The organism is Pararhizobium sp. IMCC21322 (assembly GCF_030758295.1).
Classification (GTDB): Bacteria; Pseudomonadota; Alphaproteobacteria; order Rhizobiales.
The window spans coordinates 999001-1017987 of sequence record NZ_CP132335.1; the positions used below are offsets into that span (position 1 = coordinate 999001).

18 protein-coding genes, 1 tRNA gene and 1 pseudogene are annotated in these 18987 nt (G+C 54.1%); 9 read left to right on the forward strand and 11 right to left on the reverse strand.

Annotated features, from left to right (window positions below):
• Positions 1-60: 60 nt before the first annotated feature.
• From trpA to RAL91_RS05015, 11 genes and pseudogenes are all read right to left on the reverse strand, one after another.
• Complete coding sequence (gene trpA / locus RAL91_RS04965; protein ID WP_306260283.1) at positions 61-900, reverse strand: tryptophan synthase subunit alpha; 840 nt, start codon at positions 898-900, stop codon at positions 61-63.
• A gap of 2 nt (positions 901-902) precedes the next feature.
• Entirely contained in the window at positions 903-2123 is a 1221-nt protein-coding gene (trpB, locus tag RAL91_RS04970) for a tryptophan synthase subunit beta (protein ID WP_306260285.1), read from the reverse strand.
• Positions 2124-2147: 24 nt separating this feature from the next.
• Complete coding sequence (locus RAL91_RS04975; protein WP_306260287.1) at positions 2148-2843, reverse strand: phosphoribosylanthranilate isomerase; 696 nt, start codon at positions 2841-2843, stop codon at positions 2148-2150.
• 154 nt (positions 2844-2997) lie between these two features.
• Entirely contained in the window at positions 2998-3369 is a 372-nt protein-coding gene (locus tag RAL91_RS04980; protein WP_306260290.1) for a lipopolysaccharide assembly protein LapA domain-containing protein, read from the reverse strand.
• A gap of 89 nt (positions 3370-3458) precedes the next feature.
• Positions 3459-3740 carry an integration host factor subunit beta gene (locus RAL91_RS04985; RefSeq protein ID WP_306260292.1) on the reverse strand — a complete coding sequence of 94 codons (282 nt, stop codon included), beginning with the start codon at positions 3738-3740 and terminating at the stop codon, positions 3459-3461.
• 99 nt (positions 3741-3839) lie between these two features.
• Positions 3840-4817, reverse strand: coding sequence for a signal peptide peptidase SppA (gene sppA, locus RAL91_RS04990; protein WP_306260293.1), 978 nt, complete (start codon positions 4815-4817; stop codon positions 3840-3842).
• Positions 4818-4850: 33 nt separating this feature from the next.
• Positions 4851-5111, reverse strand: a complete 261-nt coding sequence (locus RAL91_RS04995; RefSeq protein ID WP_306260294.1) for a DUF1150 domain-containing protein — start codon at positions 5109-5111, stop codon at positions 4851-4853.
• Between the two features lie 92 nt (positions 5112-5203).
• Positions 5204-5629: pseudogene (locus RAL91_RS05000) on the reverse strand (Hsp20 family protein); the annotation flags it as partial.
• A gap of 190 nt (positions 5630-5819) precedes the next feature.
• The gene (locus RAL91_RS05005) at positions 5820-5987 is read right to left on the reverse strand and encodes a hypothetical protein (protein WP_306260295.1); all 168 of its coding nucleotides are present in this window, start codon (positions 5985-5987) and stop codon (positions 5820-5822) included.
• A 640-nt stretch (positions 5988-6627) separates the two neighbouring features.
• Positions 6628-6703, reverse strand: a tRNA-Ala gene (locus RAL91_RS05010).
• 160 nt (positions 6704-6863) lie between these two features.
• A complete protein-coding gene (locus RAL91_RS05015) occupies positions 6864-7316 on the reverse strand; it encodes a TIGR02300 family protein (RefSeq protein ID WP_306260296.1) in 453 nt (150 codons plus the stop codon).
• 296 nt (positions 7317-7612) lie between these two features.
• Between RAL91_RS05015 and aroA the strand changes: the two genes are divergently transcribed.
• The 9 genes from aroA (at position 7613) to rbfA (ending at position 18985) form a co-directional block, all read left to right on the forward strand.
• A complete protein-coding gene (gene aroA, locus RAL91_RS05020; RefSeq protein WP_306260297.1) occupies positions 7613-8965 on the forward strand; it encodes a 3-phosphoshikimate 1-carboxyvinyltransferase in 1353 nt (450 codons plus the stop codon).
• Positions 8966-8973: 8 nt separating this feature from the next.
• Positions 8974-9615 (forward strand): (d)CMP kinase, encoded by a 642-nt coding sequence (gene cmk, locus RAL91_RS05025; protein WP_306260298.1) that lies wholly within the window; start codon positions 8974-8976, stop codon positions 9613-9615.
• Between the two features lie 173 nt (positions 9616-9788).
• Entirely contained in the window at positions 9789-11489 is a 1701-nt protein-coding gene (gene rpsA, locus RAL91_RS05030) for a 30S ribosomal protein S1 (RefSeq protein ID WP_306260299.1), read from the forward strand.
• Between the two features lie 294 nt (positions 11490-11783).
• Positions 11784-12134 (forward strand): hypothetical protein, encoded by a 351-nt coding sequence (locus tag RAL91_RS05035; RefSeq protein WP_306260300.1) that lies wholly within the window; start codon positions 11784-11786, stop codon positions 12132-12134.
• Positions 12135-12498: 364 nt separating this feature from the next.
• Positions 12499-13188, forward strand: a complete 690-nt coding sequence (gene rimP, locus RAL91_RS05040; RefSeq protein WP_306260301.1) for a ribosome maturation factor RimP — start codon at positions 12499-12501, stop codon at positions 13186-13188.
• A 52-nt stretch (positions 13189-13240) separates the two neighbouring features.
• Positions 13241-14866, forward strand: a complete 1626-nt coding sequence (gene nusA, locus RAL91_RS05045) for a transcription termination factor NusA (RefSeq protein ID WP_306260302.1) — start codon at positions 13241-13243, stop codon at positions 14864-14866.
• 29 nt (positions 14867-14895) lie between these two features.
• On the forward strand, positions 14896-15615 hold the full coding sequence (locus RAL91_RS05050; protein ID WP_306260303.1) for an RNA-binding protein: 720 nt from the start codon (positions 14896-14898) through the stop codon (positions 15613-15615).
• A 151-nt stretch (positions 15616-15766) separates the two neighbouring features.
• Positions 15767-18481, forward strand: coding sequence for a translation initiation factor IF-2 (infB, locus tag RAL91_RS05055; RefSeq protein WP_306260304.1), 2715 nt, complete (start codon positions 15767-15769; stop codon positions 18479-18481).
• Between the two features lie 39 nt (positions 18482-18520).
• Positions 18521-18985 carry a 30S ribosome-binding factor RbfA gene (gene rbfA / locus RAL91_RS05060; protein WP_306260305.1) on the forward strand — a complete coding sequence of 155 codons (465 nt, stop codon included), beginning with the start codon at positions 18521-18523 and terminating at the stop codon, positions 18983-18985.
• The last annotated feature ends 2 nt before the right edge of the window (positions 18986-18987 follow it).

Below are 18987 nucleotides of genomic sequence, written 5' to 3' on the forward strand. Positions count from 1 at the left end.
CTTGCTCATATGATGAAGAGCGAGCTGTAGTGATAAGATATTTGTCTCAATGTGGGCAGTTTAGCTGACTTCTGCAAGCCGCGATTTGCGAACGCCCTCGGCAAGCTGACGAACCAGCTTCGTGACGGCTTCTACAGGGTCGGAAGATACGCTGCCATCGTCGGACAGGGAATTTGCAACAGCATCCACAATGGCGCTGCCGACAACCACACCATCTGCGGCCTTGCCAAAATTTTGCGCTTGTTCTGCGGTCTTGATGCCAAAGCCGATACAGACGGGCAGATCTGTATGGGACTTGATCCGCGCCACAGCCTCGGCCACAGGCCCTGTGCTTGCAACGGCAGAGCCGGTAATGCCGGTCTTGGACACGTAATACACAAACCCGGATGTGTTGGTCAGCACCTTTGGCAAGCGCTTGTCATCGGTAGTCGGTGTGGCAAGGCGAATGAAGTTAAGACCGGCTCCCAGCGCTGGCAGACACAATTCCTCATCCATCTCGGGCGGCAGATCAACAATAATCAGACCATCAATACCGGCTTCCTTTGCATCGCTCAGGAACCGGTCCACCCCATAAATATAGATCGGATTGTAATACCCCATCATAACAATCGGCGTAGTGTCATCTTCTTCGCGGAAAGTCCGTGCCATCTGCAGGGTCCGGACCAGTGTCTGCCCGCCTTTCAGCGCGCGTTGCCCGGCCATCTGAATGGTCGGTCCATCAGCCATCGGGTCGGAAAACGGCATGCCCAGCTCAATCACATCGCTACCAGCGGCGGGCAGCGCCTTCATGATGCGCAAAGAGGTTTCAAAATCCGGATCGCCACCCATAAAATAGGTCACGAGCGCAGGGCGGCCTTCAGCCTTCAAAGCTTCAAATCTGCGGTCAATGCGTGTTGTCATGACTATAGCTCCACGCCCATGATTTTACTGACAGTGAAGACATCCTTGTCACCGCGCCCGCACAAATTCATGACGATAATCTGGTCTTTGCCCATTTTCGGGGCGCGCTTCATAACCTCTGCCAGGGCATGGGCAGGCTCCAGTGCCGGGATAATGCCTTCAAGCCGCGTCAGCAACTGAAATGCTTCCAGCGCTTCTGTATCCATAATCGGCACATATTCAACACGTTTTGTGTCTTTCAGCCAGGAATGTTCAGGTCCAATGCCGGGATAGTCCAAACCGGCAGAAATCGAGTGACCGTCTTTGATCTGCCCATCTTCATTTTGCAGCAGATAAGTCCGATTGCCGTGAAGCACGCCCGGACTGCCAGCCGTCAAAGAGGCACAATGCTCTTCGCTCTGCAGTCCCTTGCCGCCGGCTTCAACGCCGACGATCTGAACATCCTTATCGTCCAGGAACGGATGGAACAGGCCAATAGCATTGGACCCACCGCCAACAGCGGCCACCAGCATATCCGGCAATCTGCCTTCAGCGGCCATCATTTGCTCTTTGGTTTCCGCACCGATCACCGACTGGAAATCCCGTACCATTTCCGGGTAAGGGTGTGGTCCGGCAGCTGTGCCGATCAGATAATAGGTATCATCCACATTGGTAACCCAGTCACGCAGGGCCTCATTCATGGCATCTTTCAACGTGCCATGGCCGGATTTCACCGGATGGACCTTAGCACCCAGCAATTTCATGCGGAAGACATTGGGCGCCTGACGCTCCACATCGGTGGCACCCATATAGACTTCGCAAGGATAGCCAAACCGGGCCGCGACAGTGGCTGTTGCAACACCATGCTGACCTGCACCCGTTTCTGCAATGATGCGCGTTTTGCCCATACGCTTTGCCAGTAGAATCTGGCCCAGACAATTATTGATCTTGTGAGAGCCGGTGTGGTTCAGCTCATCGCGCTTGAAATAGATTTTCGCGCCGCCCAGATGCTCTGTCAGCCGCTCGGCGAAATACAGCGGAGAGGGGCGACCGGTATAGTGGGTATTCAGATTCTGCAATTCTGCGTGAAAGGCCGGATCCTCTTTCGCCTCAGTCCATTTTTCCTGCAATTCCAGAATCAGGGGCATCAGCGTTTCAGCGACAAACTGGCCACCAAAAATACCGAACATGCCCTTGTCGTCAGGGCCGTTGCGCAAGGAGTTTGGACTGGAATGCTGAGTCATGCAGTTACTCTTTCAGGGATGTGGTTATGCAGCAGCTGCCTGCGCGCGCTGCAAAAATGTCTCTATCAGGTCTTTATCTTTGATCCCGGGCGAAGTTTCAACGCCGGATGACACATCAATTCCGGAAATAACCGGATGCGCATGCGATAACTGCACTGCAGCCGTGATATTTGCCGGCGTCAGGCCGCCTGAAAGCATCACCGGAAGCCCTCCGCAGATGTCCGGTGTCAGGGCGTCGAGAATGCTCCAGTCAAAGGTCAGGCCATTCCCGCCCGGCAAGACACTGCCTTTGGGGGGCTTGGCATCAACCAGCAGCCTGTCTGCGACACCGCTATAGGGCCTTAATCGCTCAAAATCCGCCGCCTCCGAAACACCTATGGCCTTCATGATTGTCGTCGCGGTGATGGCCTTGACGTGCCGCACGCGGTCCGCAGTTTCGCTGCCATGCAATTGCAGAATATCCGGCTGGACGTCTGTGCAGATCGCCTCCAGCTCAACATAGTCGGCATCTACGGTCAGTGCCACGATCTGAATCTTGCTATCTGCCTTATCCCGTGCAAACGCAGCCAGATCAGCCGCAGCTTCAAACGTGACATGGCGCGGGCTTTTTTCAAAAAACACCAGTCCGATCATGGTTGCCCCGCCATCAATGGCGGCGGCCACATCGGTTCTGGTGGAAAGGCCACAGATTTTTATATCGAAGACTGATTGTGTAGTCATGAGAGCTGGCCATTATGTGAAACGAAAAGGACACGATAGCGCCTGAACATGCCGAACATATTTGAATTCAGGCCCAAACTATCAGGCCCAAACTTTGCTGATTGAGCTATCGGGACTGAGCCACCGGGTTCGACATGCAAGCTGGCAGAAAAACCTAAGCTTTTGCAACCGGCAAAAGAGGGTGATTGTTGTCATGATCAGGAGCCATGTCCCGGGCTTTCTTTTCGGCCTCTTCCGCCCGCTGTTGCTGGCGGCTGGCCTGGTGCTCATTCTCACGCGCTTTGCGTCGCCATTTTCCCTGGGAAAACCAGGAGCCAAGCCCCCCCAGAATGACGCCCAGCAGCAGGAAACCAAACAGCAGCAGGTATAGCGGCACAGAATAGCTCAGCACTGCCAGATCTGTGCCCGCCGCTGAATCTTGAAACGGATTAAGGGAAACAGTGACCGCGCCCCGATTGGCAATTGACAGAACCACCACAATGATACCGAGCGGTATCAGAATTAGGTATTTGATGAACCACATCATTTGAAAAGGACCTGCCTATGCCTGTTTGAGCCCAACCGGGCCTCGTTCGGACCGCAATTATTCTGCGATCTCGTATTATATGCGATGCATCAGTCGCTGTTCAACCGCTCACGCATTTCTTTGCCGGTTTTGAAAAACGGCACAACCTTGGATTCCACCTGAACCGATTCTCCGGTTCTTGGATTACGGCCGGTACGTGGATTTCTTGTTTTAACCGAAAAGGCACCAAATCCACGCAGCTCTACCCTGTCCCCCTTGGAGAGCGCTGCCGTAATCTCATCAAGGATTGCATTCACAATCATCTCGACGTCTCTTTGAAAAAGATGCGGATTTCGATCCGCTATCTTTTGAACCAGTTCCGACTTTATCACCGTATCGCCCCTTGCAACCAAAATATCCCCCAGAGCGTAATTCTGCGGGCCATCTTAGGGTGAAGACTCAAATTGAATCTATGTTGTTGGAATTACTCCCTAATCGAGAATAGGGTGCCAAACTGAAATCAGGCCGTCAAGCTGTGCAGGGGCGGAAACAGCGCTCAAAAAGCCAGAATCACCCCCCTGAAGGCCGATTGTTGTTGCAAAGGTGACAAATAAGGCACGCATGGCCAGCGTCAGAGGCGAACCGGCCTCATCAAAATCCCGGCGTATCACTTCGATATCAGTGTCAAGACCGTGCTCCAAAACCAGCCATTCCCTAGCCTGTTCCTTACTGCCAATCGCGTCAATAAGCTTGGTCGATAGTGCTCTGTCGCCCGAATAGACGCGTCCATCTGCCAGATCTCGCGCTGTGGCATCATCAAAATTCCGGCGCTCCTTGACCAGATCCAGAAACCACTCATAGGAATCGTTAATCAGGTTTTGAATGGCTTCCCGAGCTTCTGGAGACGTCGGAGAAAACGGGTTTGGAGAGGCTTTCAACGGAGCGCTTTTGATCTGCTCCATACGAATGCCGAGCTTCCCCATCAATTCGCTTATATTCGGGCTTTGATAGACAACACCTATGGACCCGGTAATGCTGGCGCGGCGGGCATAAATGCGGTCCGTGGCCAATGCCGCCATATAGGCAGCGGACGCGCCAACACCGTCAATGGTCGCGACGACCGGTTTTTTGGCGCTCAGTGTCAGTAGAGCTTCATACAAGGCCTCGCCGCCGGATGTTGTGCCACCTGGCGAGTTTATCTTGACGATAACCGCCTGCACATTGTCCTGGCTGCCAAGTTCTTCAATCAGATCCAGCCGTTCCCTGGCACCCACAATCACACCGTCAATAGCGATTTCTGCAATGTGTTCCCCCCGCGACGCGGACAGCGGGTCCAGTCCTGTCAGCCGGGCAATGCCCGCGATCAGGACAAAACCCAGCAGAACAAGTCCAGCTATCCGCCAGAAGGTCAGTTTCCGGCGCAAACGCCGACGGTCGAGAATGTAGTCCGGGTTGCTAGGCTCGGCCATCAACAGTCCTGCTATCGTGTGAGTTTTATAGGATTAATGAACGCTAACCGGCTGCAATTCATGTTCCCATGCATTTGCAATCAGCGCTTCGCGGCTATCGCCGATGACAATAGGCGCACCATCGGCATTCAGCAAAGCCCATAATTTCATGCCCGCTGGAAGCTCCTCCACATCTGGAAAGGCTGCGTGGAACTGGTCCGATGTCATCGAGCGGATGTAGGCGACCTTGCCTTCGCCAAGCAGGGCGAAGTCATGTGCACTCATTACCTTATTGATTTTGTTCTGGTTTCTCATGACGCAGGCTCCTTGGTTGATTGGGCCGTTTTCAGATGTTCGACAGTTTCCAGATGATTCGTATGCACAGAATTGCTTCGCGTTGTGTCATCATCGTGAATCTTGATGTCAATTTTGCGGACAATACGCTCCGGCTGAGGCCGAACAAGATCGATATTCAACAAACCGTCCTTCAGATCAGCTCCGAGTATCTCCATACCATCTGCCAGCAGGAATGCCCGCTGGAACTGGCGCGCAGCAATGCCGCGATGCAGATATTCCCGGCTGTCATCTTCCTGTTGACGTCCACGGATCACCAATTGGCGCTCCTCAACGGCAACGTCCAGTTCCTGGCGTGAGAAGCCAGCCACCGCAAGTGTAATGCGCAACACATCACTTTTGGTACTTTGTTCCGATCTGATCCGTTCAATATTGTACGGAGGATAGCCATCAGAGGATTTGGCCACACGGTCCAAAACACGTTCAATTTCGTCAAAGCCCAGCATAAAAGGGCTGGAAAACGCCGATACGCGCGTCATGATTAGTCCTTTCCTTCGGCCCTAAAAGCGGCCAATCAGCGATCCCGTAAGGCAATCGCCGTTATTGAGAATATGGTACGAACCAAAGGAAGCTTCAAGAGAGACGTGTGTTTTGTGCAACAAGGAGGCCGCGCCGTCAGGTTTTCCAACAGGGACAGAATATCAAAAGGGTTCGGATTCAGAGCGTCTATTATTGCTGCGAGCGGTTGCCAATACCGATACACAGGGACACAGGAGTTCCATTTGGCATATTGCCGGCACCACCCAGCACATCCAGCGTAATCGCGCCATTAGCCACACAGCTTGCATGAATGGCCGTCGCGTTGCTCTCTGGAATGCCATAGGTGAGGGTAGACACAAATTGCCCGGTACGATCATCTCTATGTTGACTGGCAAACCACAAAGGACCGCCGCCAAAGCTGGCGGGTTGTTGCTGCGCAACGGCTCCGGTCCAGCCGCAATTTGCTTTGAAATCATCCAGTGCCTTGCGTGATCCGCGCAGGCCAAAATCGTGGCGCTGGCCGTCAACCAGAAGAGTGACCGGGCGGATTGCGCCCGCAGGACCATTTTCGCTGCTGATGGATGGCAGGTTTACCAGGGCAGGTCGGCCATTGCTTGGCGCTGTGGGAGCCGGAGCCTCTGTGAAAAACTCCTTGTCAATTTGACAGGCAACAATTCCGGCACCCAGCGCCAGAATTCCAAGCGCTATGGCCTCTGGCGCAGACAGATCGTCATCCGGTTTGTTTTGCTGTGCAAAGCTGCTGGTGACGCCCGCAAAAAATCAGCATGGCTGCAAAAACGAGGCTGAAAAGGCCCGAAGAAATACGCGAATACAAGTGTACTGCCCCAATATGACAACCGCAAAGCCCTCAGCAACTGCGATCCAGCTTGTACTGTTATTCTGGAAATCAGCCTATACGGAACAACAAGGCGGGTGCAAATATTGCACCGCTGACCAAGGGGCTGACCAGGGGCTTCGTCTGGGAGAAATTGGGGAATGGTGGAGCCAGCCGGAGTCGAACCGGCGACCTCTTGCATGCCATGCAAGCGCTCTACCAACTGAGCTATGGCCCCAATGCAATTTGTGTTGTGAACAACCGCCAATTTGCCGCGCGGTTTTAGGAAGGCCTTGGCAAAAGATCAAGCGGTATTTTCGCTCATTTCAATTTGCCCGAACGGTGGTGCCCGAACCGGGGGCGATCAATGGCGTCACCGGTCCGTCGTTGCAGGATGATCAATTATCTTCGTCTTTGCCGCTTGATGGCACAACGATCACCGCGCTGTCATCATCATCGTCTTCCAGGAAGGTGTCATCATCTTCCGAGTCGTCATCGTCATCATCATCAATGTCAATGCCAACATCGATGTCGATGTTTTCTTCGCTATCATCATCATCGTCGTCGTCATCATCGTCATCGAGGCCGGCAGCTTTCACGGCACCGGTTGAACCATCCTCATCATCTGCGTCTTCCAGAGTGACCAGTTCGGCGTTTTCCAACTCTTCTTCTTCCTCTACCTTGGGCTTGGCTTTCACCGGCGCAGCCTTTTCAGGCTTGGATCTGGACACGGCCGCCAGAACGAAAGGCGTCTCGCATTTGGGGCAGATAATCGGGTCGCGTTTCAGATCGTAAAACCGGGCGCCGCAATTGCCGCAGGTCCGCTTGGTTCCAAGTTCTTCTTTAGCCATATTCTTGCCTCTGTCTTTTCTGTCGCAGGTGTCTGACTGTCGCAGCGCTACCTTCTAGAGAGATCTGTCGCGCCCGTGCCCAGCCCGTCTGTCATTGCCGGAAATTGGACCTGCAGATAGCGACCCGGACCCGGACTGTCAAAGCAAAACATTGATGAAATGCGCAAGAAACAAAACAACAGCCCTGTTTCGCCCTTCAAACCGGCATCGCAACATGCTAACGGCTGCGCCCATAACAGGTTTGTGGCCGCAGGTGAAAGGCCACATATGACAGCGTACCAAAAGGACATTCGGACATGACAGCTCATAAAGCAGGCCTGATGGCGCATCCGGCGCGCAAGCTCTCCGGTACGCTGCGCGTGCCTGGCGACAAATCCATTTCACATCGTTCGCTGATGTTCTCCGCCATGGCTGTTGGTGAAAGCCGCGTTGAAGGCTTGCTGGAATCGGAAGATGTGCTGGCAACCGCAAACGCCATGCGCGCCTTCGGGGCCACCATCGACAAAGATGGGGACAACATCTGGCACATTCATGGTGTCGGCCTTGGCAGCTTTCTGGAGCCGGAAGAAATTATTGATTATGGCAATGCGGGCACAGGTGTGCGGTTGGCTCTGGGCTTGGCAGCCCATGGTGATTTTGTCACCCGGTTTACCGGTGACGCCTCATTATGCTCCCGCCCTATGGGTCGTGTGCTTGACCCCCTCCGGTTGATGGGCCTGGAAGTGCTGGAAAGCAATGATGATCGGCTTCCACTGGCCGTGCGCGGCCCGGCCCGGCCTGCACCGATGCGTTATGAAACGCCGGTGCCATCTGCGCAGGTCAAGTCTGCTGTTCTTTTGGCCGGCCTGAACGCGCCTGGTGAAACCACAGTGGTCGAAAAGGTTTTCACACGCGATCACACGGAAAAGATGCTGGTCGGCTTTGGCGCTGATTTGACGGTCGACACGGCCAGTGACGGCACCCGCACAATTGTTCTGAAGGGCCAGCCGGAATTCAAACCGCAATCCATCATCGTACCGGGTGACCCAAGCTCAGCCGGTTTTCCGATGGTTGCAGCGCTGATTGTGCCAGACTCAGATGTCACCATTCAGGGCGCTTTGATGAATGAAAGCCGGACCGGTCTCATCAAGACGCTTCTGGAAATGGGCGCGGACATCACCATCCAGAACGAGCGGGAATCCGGCGGGGAAGCGATTGCCGATCTGCATGTGAAGTCCAGTGAGTTGAAAGGTGTGACCGTTCCCGAAGCGCGCGCCGCGTCCATGATTGATGAATATCCTGTGCTGGCTGTCGCTGCGGCTTTTGCCGCTGGTGACACCCATATGGAAGGACTGGCGGAACTTCGTGTCAAGGAATGTGATCGCCTGTCCGCCACGGCATTCGGCTTGAAAGCCAATGGCGTGACCTGCGTGGAAGGCAAGGATACATTGACGGTCACCGGCGGTGTTGTGCCAGGTGGCGGAACTGTGCCAACTCATATGGACCACCGCATTGCCATGGCTTTTCTGGTGATGGGGCTAGGATCGCAAAAGGGTGTCGCGGTCGATGATGCCGGACACATCGCCACAAGCTTCCCGACATTTACAACATTCATGGCGGAACTGGGTGCTGAGATCACACCGTTTGACGCTGATGCAATGGCATCCTGAGCGATAGAATGGCTGCGCAAAAACTGCCCCTCACTGTCGCGATTGACGGTCCTGCTGCATCCGGTAAGGGTACGCTGGCCCGTCGCCTGGCAGCAGAATTTGACCTGCCTTATCTGGATACCGGACTGACCTACCGCGCAGTTGCCGCCAAAATGCAGGCCGAAGATCAGGCTCTGGATGATGAAGGGGCCGCCATCAAAGCGGCACAAAGCCTAGATCTGGCAACGCTGGACCGGGTTTTTCTATCGGATCACCAGATTGGCGCTGCAGCGTCAAAAGTGGCTGTCATGCCAAAACTGCGCGCCGAGCTGGTGACCCTGCAGCGCGGGTTTGCGGTAAAAGGCGCTGTCATGGATGGACGCGATATTGGCACCGTCGTGTGTCCGAATGCACAGGTAAAGCTGTTTGTGACAGCCAGCGCGGAAGCACGTGCGGAGCGGCGTTTCAAGGAAGTTGAAGCAAGGGGTGATGCCTCCAGCTATGCCGATATTCTGCGTGATATCAGGCAAAGAGACGCGCGCGACAGCTCAAGATCCGTCTCGCCTTTGGAGAAAGCTGCCGATGCGCACTTGATTGATACCACTAATATGGATATAGAAACCGCGTTTCTTTCAGCGAAAACCCTGGTTTTGCAGGCAGTCGAGCGTTAGAAACACATATCAGTTGCCGAATTTGGACCATGCGCCACAGTTTGTTGGAGTGCTTTAAGGCACCAACAGGTCCAAACCGGCTTTCATCAACACCAACCTGGCGCATTGCGACCGGCCATATTTGACTGGCACTGAGGTGTCCCGAGACCGGCCATCGCATTCTAGGAGAATTCATGAATATCGAAACACCAAGCCGCGAAGATTTCGCAGCTCTTCTTGACGAAACCTTCGGATCAGAAACGCAGCAAGAAGGCAGCGTGATCAAGGGTACAGTCATTGCTTTTGAAAAAGATCTGGCCGTCATTGATGTGGGCCTGAAAGTTGAAGGCCGTATTTCCGTTCGGGAATTTGGTCATCAGGACAAAACCGGCGGTCTGTCCATCGGTGACGAAGTTGAAGTTTACCTTGAGCGTATTGAAAACGCGCTTGGTGAAGCTGTTCTGTCCCGTGAAAAAGCCCGTCGTGAAGAAAGCTGGGTTCGTCTCGAAGTGTCCTTCGAAAAGGGCGAAAAAGTTACCGGTCAGATTTTCAATTCCGTCAAGGGTGGCTTTACTGTCGATCTTGAAGGGGCTGTTGCCTTCCTTCCGCGCAGTCAGGTGGATATCCGCCCAGTGCGCGATGTAGGCCCGTTGATGAACAATCCGCAGCCATTCCAGATTCTGAAAATGGACAAGCGTCGCGGCAACATCGTTGTGTCCCGCCGTGCCATTCTGGAAGAAACTCGCGCCGAACAGCGTTCCGAAATCGTCCAGAATCTTCAGGAAGGTCAGGTCATGGAAGGTGTTGTCAAAAACATCACCGATTATGGCGCATTCGTAGACCTTGGCGGCATCGATGGCCTGCTTCACGTGACCGATATGGCCTGGCGCCGTATCAACCACCCAAGCGAAGTTCTGACAATCGGCCAGACGGTCAATGTTCAGATCATCCGGGTGAACCACGAAACGCAGCGCATCTCGCTTGGTATGAAACAGCTGGAAAGCGATCCATGGGAAGGCATCGATGCGAAATATCCGCTCGAAGCCAAATTCACTGGCCGCGTGACCAATATCACTGACTATGGTGCATTCGTTGAACTGGAGCCAGGCATTGAAGGTCTGATCCACGTTTCCGAAATGTCCTGGACCAAGAAAAACGTCCATCCGGGCAAAATCGTCTCTACATCTCAGGAAGTGGAAGTGCTTGTTCTGGAAGTAGATCCATCCAAGCGTCGTATTTCGCTGGGTCTGAAACAGGCTATGGACAATCCTTGGACATCGTTTGCTGACAAATTCCCAATCGGAACCATTGTCGAAGGCGAAGTGAAGAACAAGACTGAGTTCGGTCTGTTCGTTGGTCTGGATGGCGATGTCGACGGCATGGTTCACTTGTCCGATCTGGATTGGAAACGTTCCGGCGAAGAGATGATCGAAGAGTTCAAAAAAGGCGACATGGTGAAAGCCATTGTACTTGACGTGGACACAGACAAAGAACGTATCTCTCTTGGTATCAAGCAGCTTGATGGCGATCCGTTCGCTGATGCTGCAGCTTCCGGTGAACTGCGCAAGGGTGCGGTTGTAACCTGTGAAGTGTCCGAAGTTCAGGAAAACGGACTGGAAGTGAAGATTGCAGACACCGATCTGTCAGCCTTCATCCGCCGCTCCGATCTGTCCCGCGAACGCTCCGAGCAGCGTCCTGACCGTTTTGCCGTTGGCGAAAAGTTCGACGCCCGGATCACCAACTTCGACAAGAAAGCCCGCAAGGTTGCCCTGTCGATCAAGGCTCTGGAAATTGCAGAAGAGAAAGAAGCCGTGGCACAATACGGCTCCACCGCTTCCGGCGCATCGCTTGGCGATATTCTGGGTGCAGCTCTGAAAGGTCAGGACGACGAATAAAATCGTCTCTGACTGATCCGGATTGTAAATTCGGATTGAGATACATTTTAAAACCGGCGCAGTATTCCTGCGCCGGTTTTTTGTTGGCCGGATGATGACGCTTGGAACGATGGCCGTTGGTAACTTGTGCAGCTTTGGCAAAAGGAAATGGGGCAGGGGCGGACCCCGGGTGAACAGCGCGCTCGCGCCATCCTTAATAATTCATTAAGCATGCAAGCTATGCCAGCTTGTGTGTTACTGGGTTTTTCATTGCGCAATGATGCGCACTTTCCCACCTACAGATCGGTCTAAAACATGCAAATTCCTGAATGGACGAAACCCGCACTCATGGGCGCGGCAGTGGGCGCCATCGCATTGGCTGTTGTTGGATTCAATTGGAGCGGTTGGGTTACCGGTGCTTCAGCTTCCGAAATGTCCGGCAAGCAATCAATGGCAGCTGTTGCTGCAGCGCTTACGCCTTATTGTGTTCAGAACTCTGAATCTGACCCCAAATCCGTTGAAATCTTGGCGGAGATTGAGAGCGCCAGTACTTATCAGCGACGTGGCATCGTTGAAAAAGCTGGATGGGCGACGCCCCTTGGAGCTGAAAAACCAGACAGAGCCCTGGCAGAATCTTGCCAGATTGCACTGACCAACGACAATTGATTAAAGACAATTGACCAACTTTCGCCGGCAAAAAAGAAACATCGCCGGCGAAAGACCAAAATCGAATTGTCTGGCACTCGCCTTAAGCAATATCGGCAGCCGATGACAGTTCGGGGCTTTATCCCGACAAATTTGAGTTCATTCCCGGCTGCTTCAAACCAATCGCTTGCAAATCCCGCCGCCGCCAATTATATACAGGATAAATCTTGAACACTGTTTGAGAGTGGGCCCTACCGGACCCGCTCTTTTTTGTTGCCGATTGCCCGCTGGTTAACCGTCGAAACGACGCGCTGGCATTCGGAACTTTGTGATAAAGCCCAAATTTTCTGACAGGGCCGAAATTTACTGATTAGGAACAACGGATATGGCGGATGATCCGCGCATTGTAACTGAAACCGGGTTGGATGCCCGCATAGCCATGATTGCCGAGCCTGTCATACAGGATCTGGGCTTCAGGCTTGTGCGTGTGCGCGTCTCCGGACAGAGCGGTGTAACAGTGCAGATCATGGCGGAACGGCCAACCGGATTGATGACAATCGCCGATTGCGAGGCAATTTCGAAGGCCATGTCTCCGGAACTGGATGTTCATGATCCGATTTCCGGCGCTTACCACCTCGAAGTGTCGACGGCCGGTGTTGACCGCCCATTGGTGCGCAAATCGGACTTTGAGCGCTGGGCCGGACATCTTGCAAGAGTTGAAATGGCCATCACCATTGGCGGGCAACGCCGTTTTCGCGGCCAGCTACTGGGTCTGCGCGAAGAAGGTGACGGCGTGGAATTTGGCCTGCGCCCAATGGAAAAGCGCGGCAAGAAAACAAAAGCCAAATCAACAGAAAAATCATTGGTCTTGCCCGGGGCAGATATCTGGTTGCCATTGGCGGATGTGGCTGACGCCAATCTGATTATGACTGATGAATTGATCGACGCTGCCCGCGCTATGCTGAAAGCGGAAAATCCTGATCTTGATTCCACCACCGACGATGGCGCGATGCCTGAACTTGATGGTGACACTGAACTTGAAATTGATACAGAACCTGAACCCAATACTGACTGACCAACAGACCTGCCGGGATCGTTCCGGTGGCTCCGTTTAGGGAGATAAAGACATGGCTGTAAGTGCCAACCGACTTGAGTTGTTGCAAATTGCCGAGGCAGTTGCCCGCGAAAAAGTAATCGACCGCACCATTGTGATTGCGGCGATGGAAGACGCGATCCAAAAAGCCGCCAAGGCGCGCTATGGATCTGAAACCGATGTCCGCGCGGAAATCAACGACAAGACGGGTGAAATTCGTTTGGCTCGCTTGCTGCACGTGGTTGAAGAAGTCGAAAACTCGATGTCGGAAGTCTCTCTGGTGGACGCTATGGCGCGCAATCCGGAAGCCAAGATTGGCGATGCTTTGTCTGAGCCCCTGCCGCCGATGGATTTTGGCCGTATTGCTGCCCAGTCCGCCAAGCAGGTCATCGTGCAGAAAGTACGCGAGGCGGAACGCGACCGTCAGTTTGAAGAATATCAGGACCGCATCGGAACCGTGGTCAACGGCACTGTCAAACGTGTTGAATACGGCAATGTCATTGTTGATCTGGGCCGTGGCGAAGCGATCATCCGCCGTGATGAGTTGATCCCGCGTGAAACGTTCCGTTATGGTGATCGCGTGCGTGCCTACATTCATGATGTGCGCCGCGAGCAGCGCGGACCGCAGATTTTCCTCTCCCGCAGCCACCCGGCTTTCATGGCCAAGCTGTTTGAAATGGAAGTGCCTGAAATATATGACGGCATTATCGAGCTGCGCTCCGTTGCGCGTGATCCTGGCTCCCGTGCCAAGATTGCCGTCATCTCCAATGACAGTTCCATTGATCCCGTAGGTGCCTGTGTGGGTATGCGCGGTAGTCGTGTGCAAGCCGTGGTTGGTGAATTGCAGGGCGAGAAAATCGATATCATTCCGTGGTCTCCTGATGCTGCGACCTTTATTGTGAATGCGCTGCAGCCGGCTGAAGTGGCCAAGGTTGTTCTGGATGAAGATCAGGCGAAAATCGAAGTGGTGGTGCCGGACGAGCAATTGTCACTGGCCATTGGCCGTCGTGGTCAGAATGTGCGTCTTGCTTCGCAACTGACTGGTTGGGATATTGATATTCTGACTGAAGAAGAGGAATCCCAGCGTCGTCAGAAAGAGTTCGCCGAACGTACCGAACTCTTTACCAAGGCCCTGGATGTCGATGAAATGGTTGGTCAGCTTCTGTCCACCGAAGGCTTTACCTCGGTTGAGGAAGTGGCCTATGTGGAACTGGATGAGATTGCCTTCATCGAAGGGTTCGATGATGATACGGCGACTGAAATTCAGACCCGTGCTCGCGAGTATCTTGAAAAGCTGGAAGCTGAGCAGGATGCAGAGCGAATTGAACTGGGCGTTTCTGATGAACTGCGCGAGATTGAAGGTGTTACAACCGGCATGATGGTCGCATTCGGCAAGAATGATGTTAAAACTGTTGAAGATTTGGGGTATTGTGCTGCTGACGATTTGATCGGCTGGACAGAACGCAAGGATGGTGAGACCCAACGGTTTGAGGGTATCTTCCCGCCGGCGGACATGTCCCGCGCTGAAGCCGAAGCCCTGATCATGACAGCGCGTCTGAAATCCGGCCTTATCAGTGCAGAAGATTTGGCGGTTGACGACGAGGCTGAGGCCGGCGCTGAAGAAGGTGCTGTGCCAGCAGCAGAAGAGGTGGCCCAGTAAGGCGTTTGGTTTCGGCAGGGTTTACGCACATGTCGAACACACCGGACGGTCCAAAAGCTGCCATTGCTGAAGGTGCTGAGCAGGACATAGAGCCGGATGATGGGAGTCCTCGGGCTCGCAGAGAACCGAAAAGGCAATGTGCCGTCAGCCGCGACGTTCTGTCCAAAGCGGAGTTAATCCGCTTTGTGGCCGATCCGGAAGGGCGTATTGTGTCTGATCTGAAAGCTGTTCTGCCTGGGCGCGGTGTCTGGGTCAGGGCAGATGCCAGACATGTGGCGCTGGCGGAACAAAACAGGGTGTTTGCGCGTTTACTTGGCAAGAAAAGTGATCAGACGATCATTGTCGAAGCGGGTCTGGCAGGCAGAGTTGAAAAACTGTTGTTGGATCGGGCCATGGGTGCTTTGGCACTGGCGCAGAAATCCGGGCGGATTATAACTGGCTTCGCCAAGGTGGAGTCTGCAATTGGCAACGACAATGTAGACGCATTGATTGTAGCCAGTGACGGCGCTGAAGACAGTCTGCGCAAACTGAAGCAGGCGATCACAAGACGATTTGGCTCTTCGGACGCCTTGCAGCTGGTTCGAAGTTTTAAGGGTGTGGAATTGGATTTGGCATTTGGTCGCACAAATGTAATACATGCCGCGCTAACGAAAGCAGAAAAGAAGACGGACCGGGGAGATGGTGGCTTTTTGAACGCAGCCGAGCGGCTCCAAACATATATTGGAGCGCGGGCAGAGACCGAGAAATAAAATAAGGATACGCGCCTGGATTGAGGTGCGGGTCCCTAACAGTTGAAAATTAGCAGCCAAAATCGGGCAGAAAATTGCCTGATTATAGCGAAGATAATTTGACAGACGCGCCGCGCGGCAGTTTAAACGCGGCAGCAGGATCAGGATAAGAATGAGCGATACGGATAACACAGACGACAAGCAAGGCGGACGTCCAACTCTCTCGCTGAAACGCGGTGTGGAGCAGCAGGGAACTGTACGCCAGAGCTTTTCTCATGGCCGGTCAAAAGCCGTGGTCGTGGAAAAGCGCAAGCGCAAGATCAATATGCCAGGGTCAACACCAGCGGCGGCGCCGGCGGCTGCGGCGGCTGATGCCCCGCGCGCGCCAGCTGAAGCCTCTCGCAGTGCTGCAGCAATACCCGCGGCACCAGCAGCAACATCAGCTCCGGTGGCAAGACCGGCAGCACCGGCGGCAAAGGCTCCTGCACCTGCAGCGCCTCCTGTCACAGGTCCTGCCAGCCGGGTTGCACGCCCATCGGTACAAAGCCGGCCTGCACAAAACCGGTCTGGCGGCGGCCAGCGCGGCGGCAACAAGACCTTGCTGCGCACACTAACCAGTGGCGAACGCGATGCCCGCGCAATGGCATTGGCTGGCGCAAAGGCGCGTGAAGCAGAAGATATTGCCCGTCGCACGGCAGAAGAGGCCGAGCGCACCGAGCGTGAGGCGACTGAACGCGTCCGCCGGGAAACCAAAGCCAGAGAAGAAGCTGAAGCTGAAGCCAAAAAGACGGCTGAAGATGAGGCCGAACGCGCCCGCATGCGTGAAGAGGCAGTCAATCTGGCAGCAGCTGAAGAAGCTGGCGATACGGCACGCCCGACCAAGACCCGTGAACCTGACGCCAAAAACACCAAGGTGCTGCGCGCGGTCAAACGACCTGGACGCGAGCAGGAACAGGATGATTCCAAAGCCGCTCGTAAAAATGATGATCGTCGCAAGGGCAAGCTGACGCTGTCCAACGCGCTGGAAGATAACACCGGAGATCGGGCACGGTCACTGGCATCGATCAAACGTCGTCGTGAGCGCGAAAAACAGCGTGCTGCGCAAATGTCGCCACGTGAGAAGATTTCCCGCGAGGTCATCATTCCTGAAACAATCACCATTCAGGAACTGGCCAACCGCATGGCAGAACGTGCAGTTGATGTGATCAAGCTGCTGATGCTGCAGGGACAGATGCTGAAAATCAACGATGTGATTGATGCAGATACTGCCGAATTGATCACCGAGGAAATGGGCCACAAAGTGCGCCGCGTTTCTGAGTCTGATGTTGAAGGCGGCCTGTTTGACGAGGTGATCGAAGCTGACGATGATGGAACAGGTATTCCTCGCCCACCAATCGTGACCATTATGGGCCATGTTGACCATGGTAAGACGTCATTGCTGGATGCATTCCGCAAAACCAACATCGTGTCTGGTGAAGCCGGTGGCATTACCCAGCATATCGGTGCTTATCAGGTTGAGCAGTCCGGCCAGAAGATCACCTTCATTGATACTCCGGGCCACGCGGCGTTTACCGCCATGCGTGCACGTGGTGCCAAATCAACCGATATCGTCATTCTGGTTGTCGCGGCTGATGATGGCGTGATGCCTCAGACGGCAGAGGCGATTGCGCATGCAAAAGCCGCTGGTGTTCCGATGATCATCGCGATCAACAAAATCGACGTTGAAGGCGCTGATCCGAACCGTGTACGCACCGAACTTCTGCAATATGAAGTTCAGGTGGAAGGCATGGGCGGTGACATTCTTGATGTGGAAGTGTCTGCCTTGAAAGGCACAAATCTGGACAAGGTTCTGGAAGCCATCATTCTTCAGTCAGAATTGCTGGAGTTGAAAGCCAATCCGGAACGCAATGGCCGTGGTACGGTTGTGGAAGCACAACTGGATAAGGGCCGTGGCCCTGTTGCGACTGTTCTTGTACAGAACGGAACGCTTAAAGTTGGCGATATTATCGTGCTTGGCTCTGAATGGGGCAAGGTGCGGGCTTTGATCGATGATCATGGCAAACAGGTCAAATCTGCGCCACCATCCATGCCGGTTGAAGTGCTTGGCCTGCAGGGAACGCCTGAGGCCGGTGATCAGTTCGCCGTTGTTGAAAATGAAGCGCAGGCGCGTGAAATCACTGAATACCGCCGACGTGTGAAGCAGGAAGCTGTCAATGCACGGGGAGCCCGTGGCTCTCTGGAAGCCATGATGAACCAGCTTCAGACAGACAATGCGCAGGAATCGCCATTGCTCATCAAAGCCGATGTGCAGGGCTCTCTGGAAGCCATTGTCGGCGCTCTGGAAAAGCTCAACACCGACGAAGTTGCAACACGTGTGATCCATTCAGGCGCCGGTGGTATCACCGAAACCGACATCACGCTGGCTGCGGCTTCAAATTCACCGGTTGTGGGCTTCAATGTGCGTGCCAACAAACAGGCACGGGAAGCGGCGGAAGCAAACGGCATCGAAATTCGCTATTACAACGTCATCTATGATCTGATTGACGATGTGAAAGCGGCCATGTCCGGTATGCTGTCGCCTGAGCTGCGCGAGCATATGCTGGGCAATGCTGAAATTCTGGATACATTCAATGTGTCCAAGGTTGGCAAGGTTGCCGGTTGTCTCATCACAGATGGCAAGGTGGAGCGTGGCCAGCACGTACGCCTCATCCGCGATGATGTGGTGATCCATGAAGGCAAGCTGTCCACACTGAAACGCTTCAAGGATGAAGTGAAAGAAGTGAATGCCGGTCAGGAATGTGGCATGGCATTTGAAAATTATCAGGACATGCGCAAGGGCGATGTCATTGAGTGTTATCGGGTCGAAACGATTATCCGTTCGCTCTAACTGATTTCCAATCAACGCCATGCCTTGGTTAAACCGGGCATGGCGTTATTTTTTCTGGATGAGATAATGGGCCGTTCCGGGCATAAAAGTATCAGCAAAGAACCAACCCAGCGCATGCTGCGCGTGGGCGAAGTTGTGCGTCGTGCGATTGATGAGTGTCTGCGCCGGGGCGAAGTACGCGAGCCGGAGTTGGAGCGCATTATGGTCACGATACCGGAAGCCCGCATGTCGACCGATCTGAAACTGGCCAGCGTCTATGTTGCGCCGCTTGGTGGTGGCGATGGCGAGGAACTGGCCAAGTTGCTGAACGGTCACGCCAAATTCATCCGGGGTCGCATCGCCAAGGATATGACGCTGAAATACATGCCGGAAATCAAATTCTTTGCCGACAACCGCTATGATGAAGCCAGCCGGATTGAGAACTTGCTGCGCCAGCCCAAAGTTCTGGCAGATCTGGCAGCGCCTGATGATCCCCCTGAAACGGACGATGACGGCGGAACCTGATC

Bases quoted from the DNA above. Each gene is read 5' to 3' on its own strand.
- trpA (WP_306260283.1), bottom strand. From the start codon at position 900: ATGACAACACGCATTGACCGCAGATTTGAAGCTTTGAAGGCTGAAGGC.
- trpB (WP_306260285.1), bottom strand. From the start codon at position 2,123: ATGACTCAGCATTCCAGTCCAAACTCCTTGCGCAACGGCCCTGACGAC.
- RAL91_RS04975 (WP_306260287.1), bottom strand. From the start codon at position 2,843: ATGACTACACAATCAGTCTTCGATATAAAAATCTGTGGCCTTTCCACC.
- RAL91_RS04980 (WP_306260290.1), bottom strand. From the start codon at position 3,369: ATGATGTGGTTCATCAAATACCTAATTCTGATACCGCTCGGTATCATT.
- sppA (WP_306260293.1), bottom strand. From the start codon at position 4,817: ATGGCCGAGCCTAGCAACCCGGACTACATTCTCGACCGTCGGCGTTTG.
- RAL91_RS04995 (WP_306260294.1), bottom strand. From the start codon at position 5,111: ATGAGAAACCAGAACAAAATCAATAAGGTAATGAGTGCACATGACTTC.
- RAL91_RS05015 (WP_306260296.1), bottom strand. From the start codon at position 7,316: ATGGCTAAAGAAGAACTTGGAACCAAGCGGACCTGCGGCAATTGCGGC.
- aroA (WP_306260297.1), top strand. From the start codon at position 7,613: ATGACAGCTCATAAAGCAGGCCTGATGGCGCATCCGGCGCGCAAGCTC.
- cmk (WP_306260298.1), top strand. From the start codon at position 8,974: ATGGCTGCGCAAAAACTGCCCCTCACTGTCGCGATTGACGGTCCTGCT.
- rpsA (WP_306260299.1), top strand. From the start codon at position 9,789: ATGAATATCGAAACACCAAGCCGCGAAGATTTCGCAGCTCTTCTTGAC.
- RAL91_RS05035 (WP_306260300.1), top strand. From the start codon at position 11,784: ATGCAAATTCCTGAATGGACGAAACCCGCACTCATGGGCGCGGCAGTG.
- rimP (WP_306260301.1), top strand. From the start codon at position 12,499: ATGGCGGATGATCCGCGCATTGTAACTGAAACCGGGTTGGATGCCCGC.
- nusA (WP_306260302.1), top strand. From the start codon at position 13,241: ATGGCTGTAAGTGCCAACCGACTTGAGTTGTTGCAAATTGCCGAGGCA.
- RAL91_RS05050 (WP_306260303.1), top strand. From the start codon at position 14,896: ATGTCGAACACACCGGACGGTCCAAAAGCTGCCATTGCTGAAGGTGCT.
- infB (WP_306260304.1), top strand. From the start codon at position 15,767: ATGAGCGATACGGATAACACAGACGACAAGCAAGGCGGACGTCCAACT.
- rbfA (WP_306260305.1), top strand. From the start codon at position 18,521: ATGGCGTTATTTTTTCTGGATGAGATAATGGGCCGTTCCGGGCATAAA.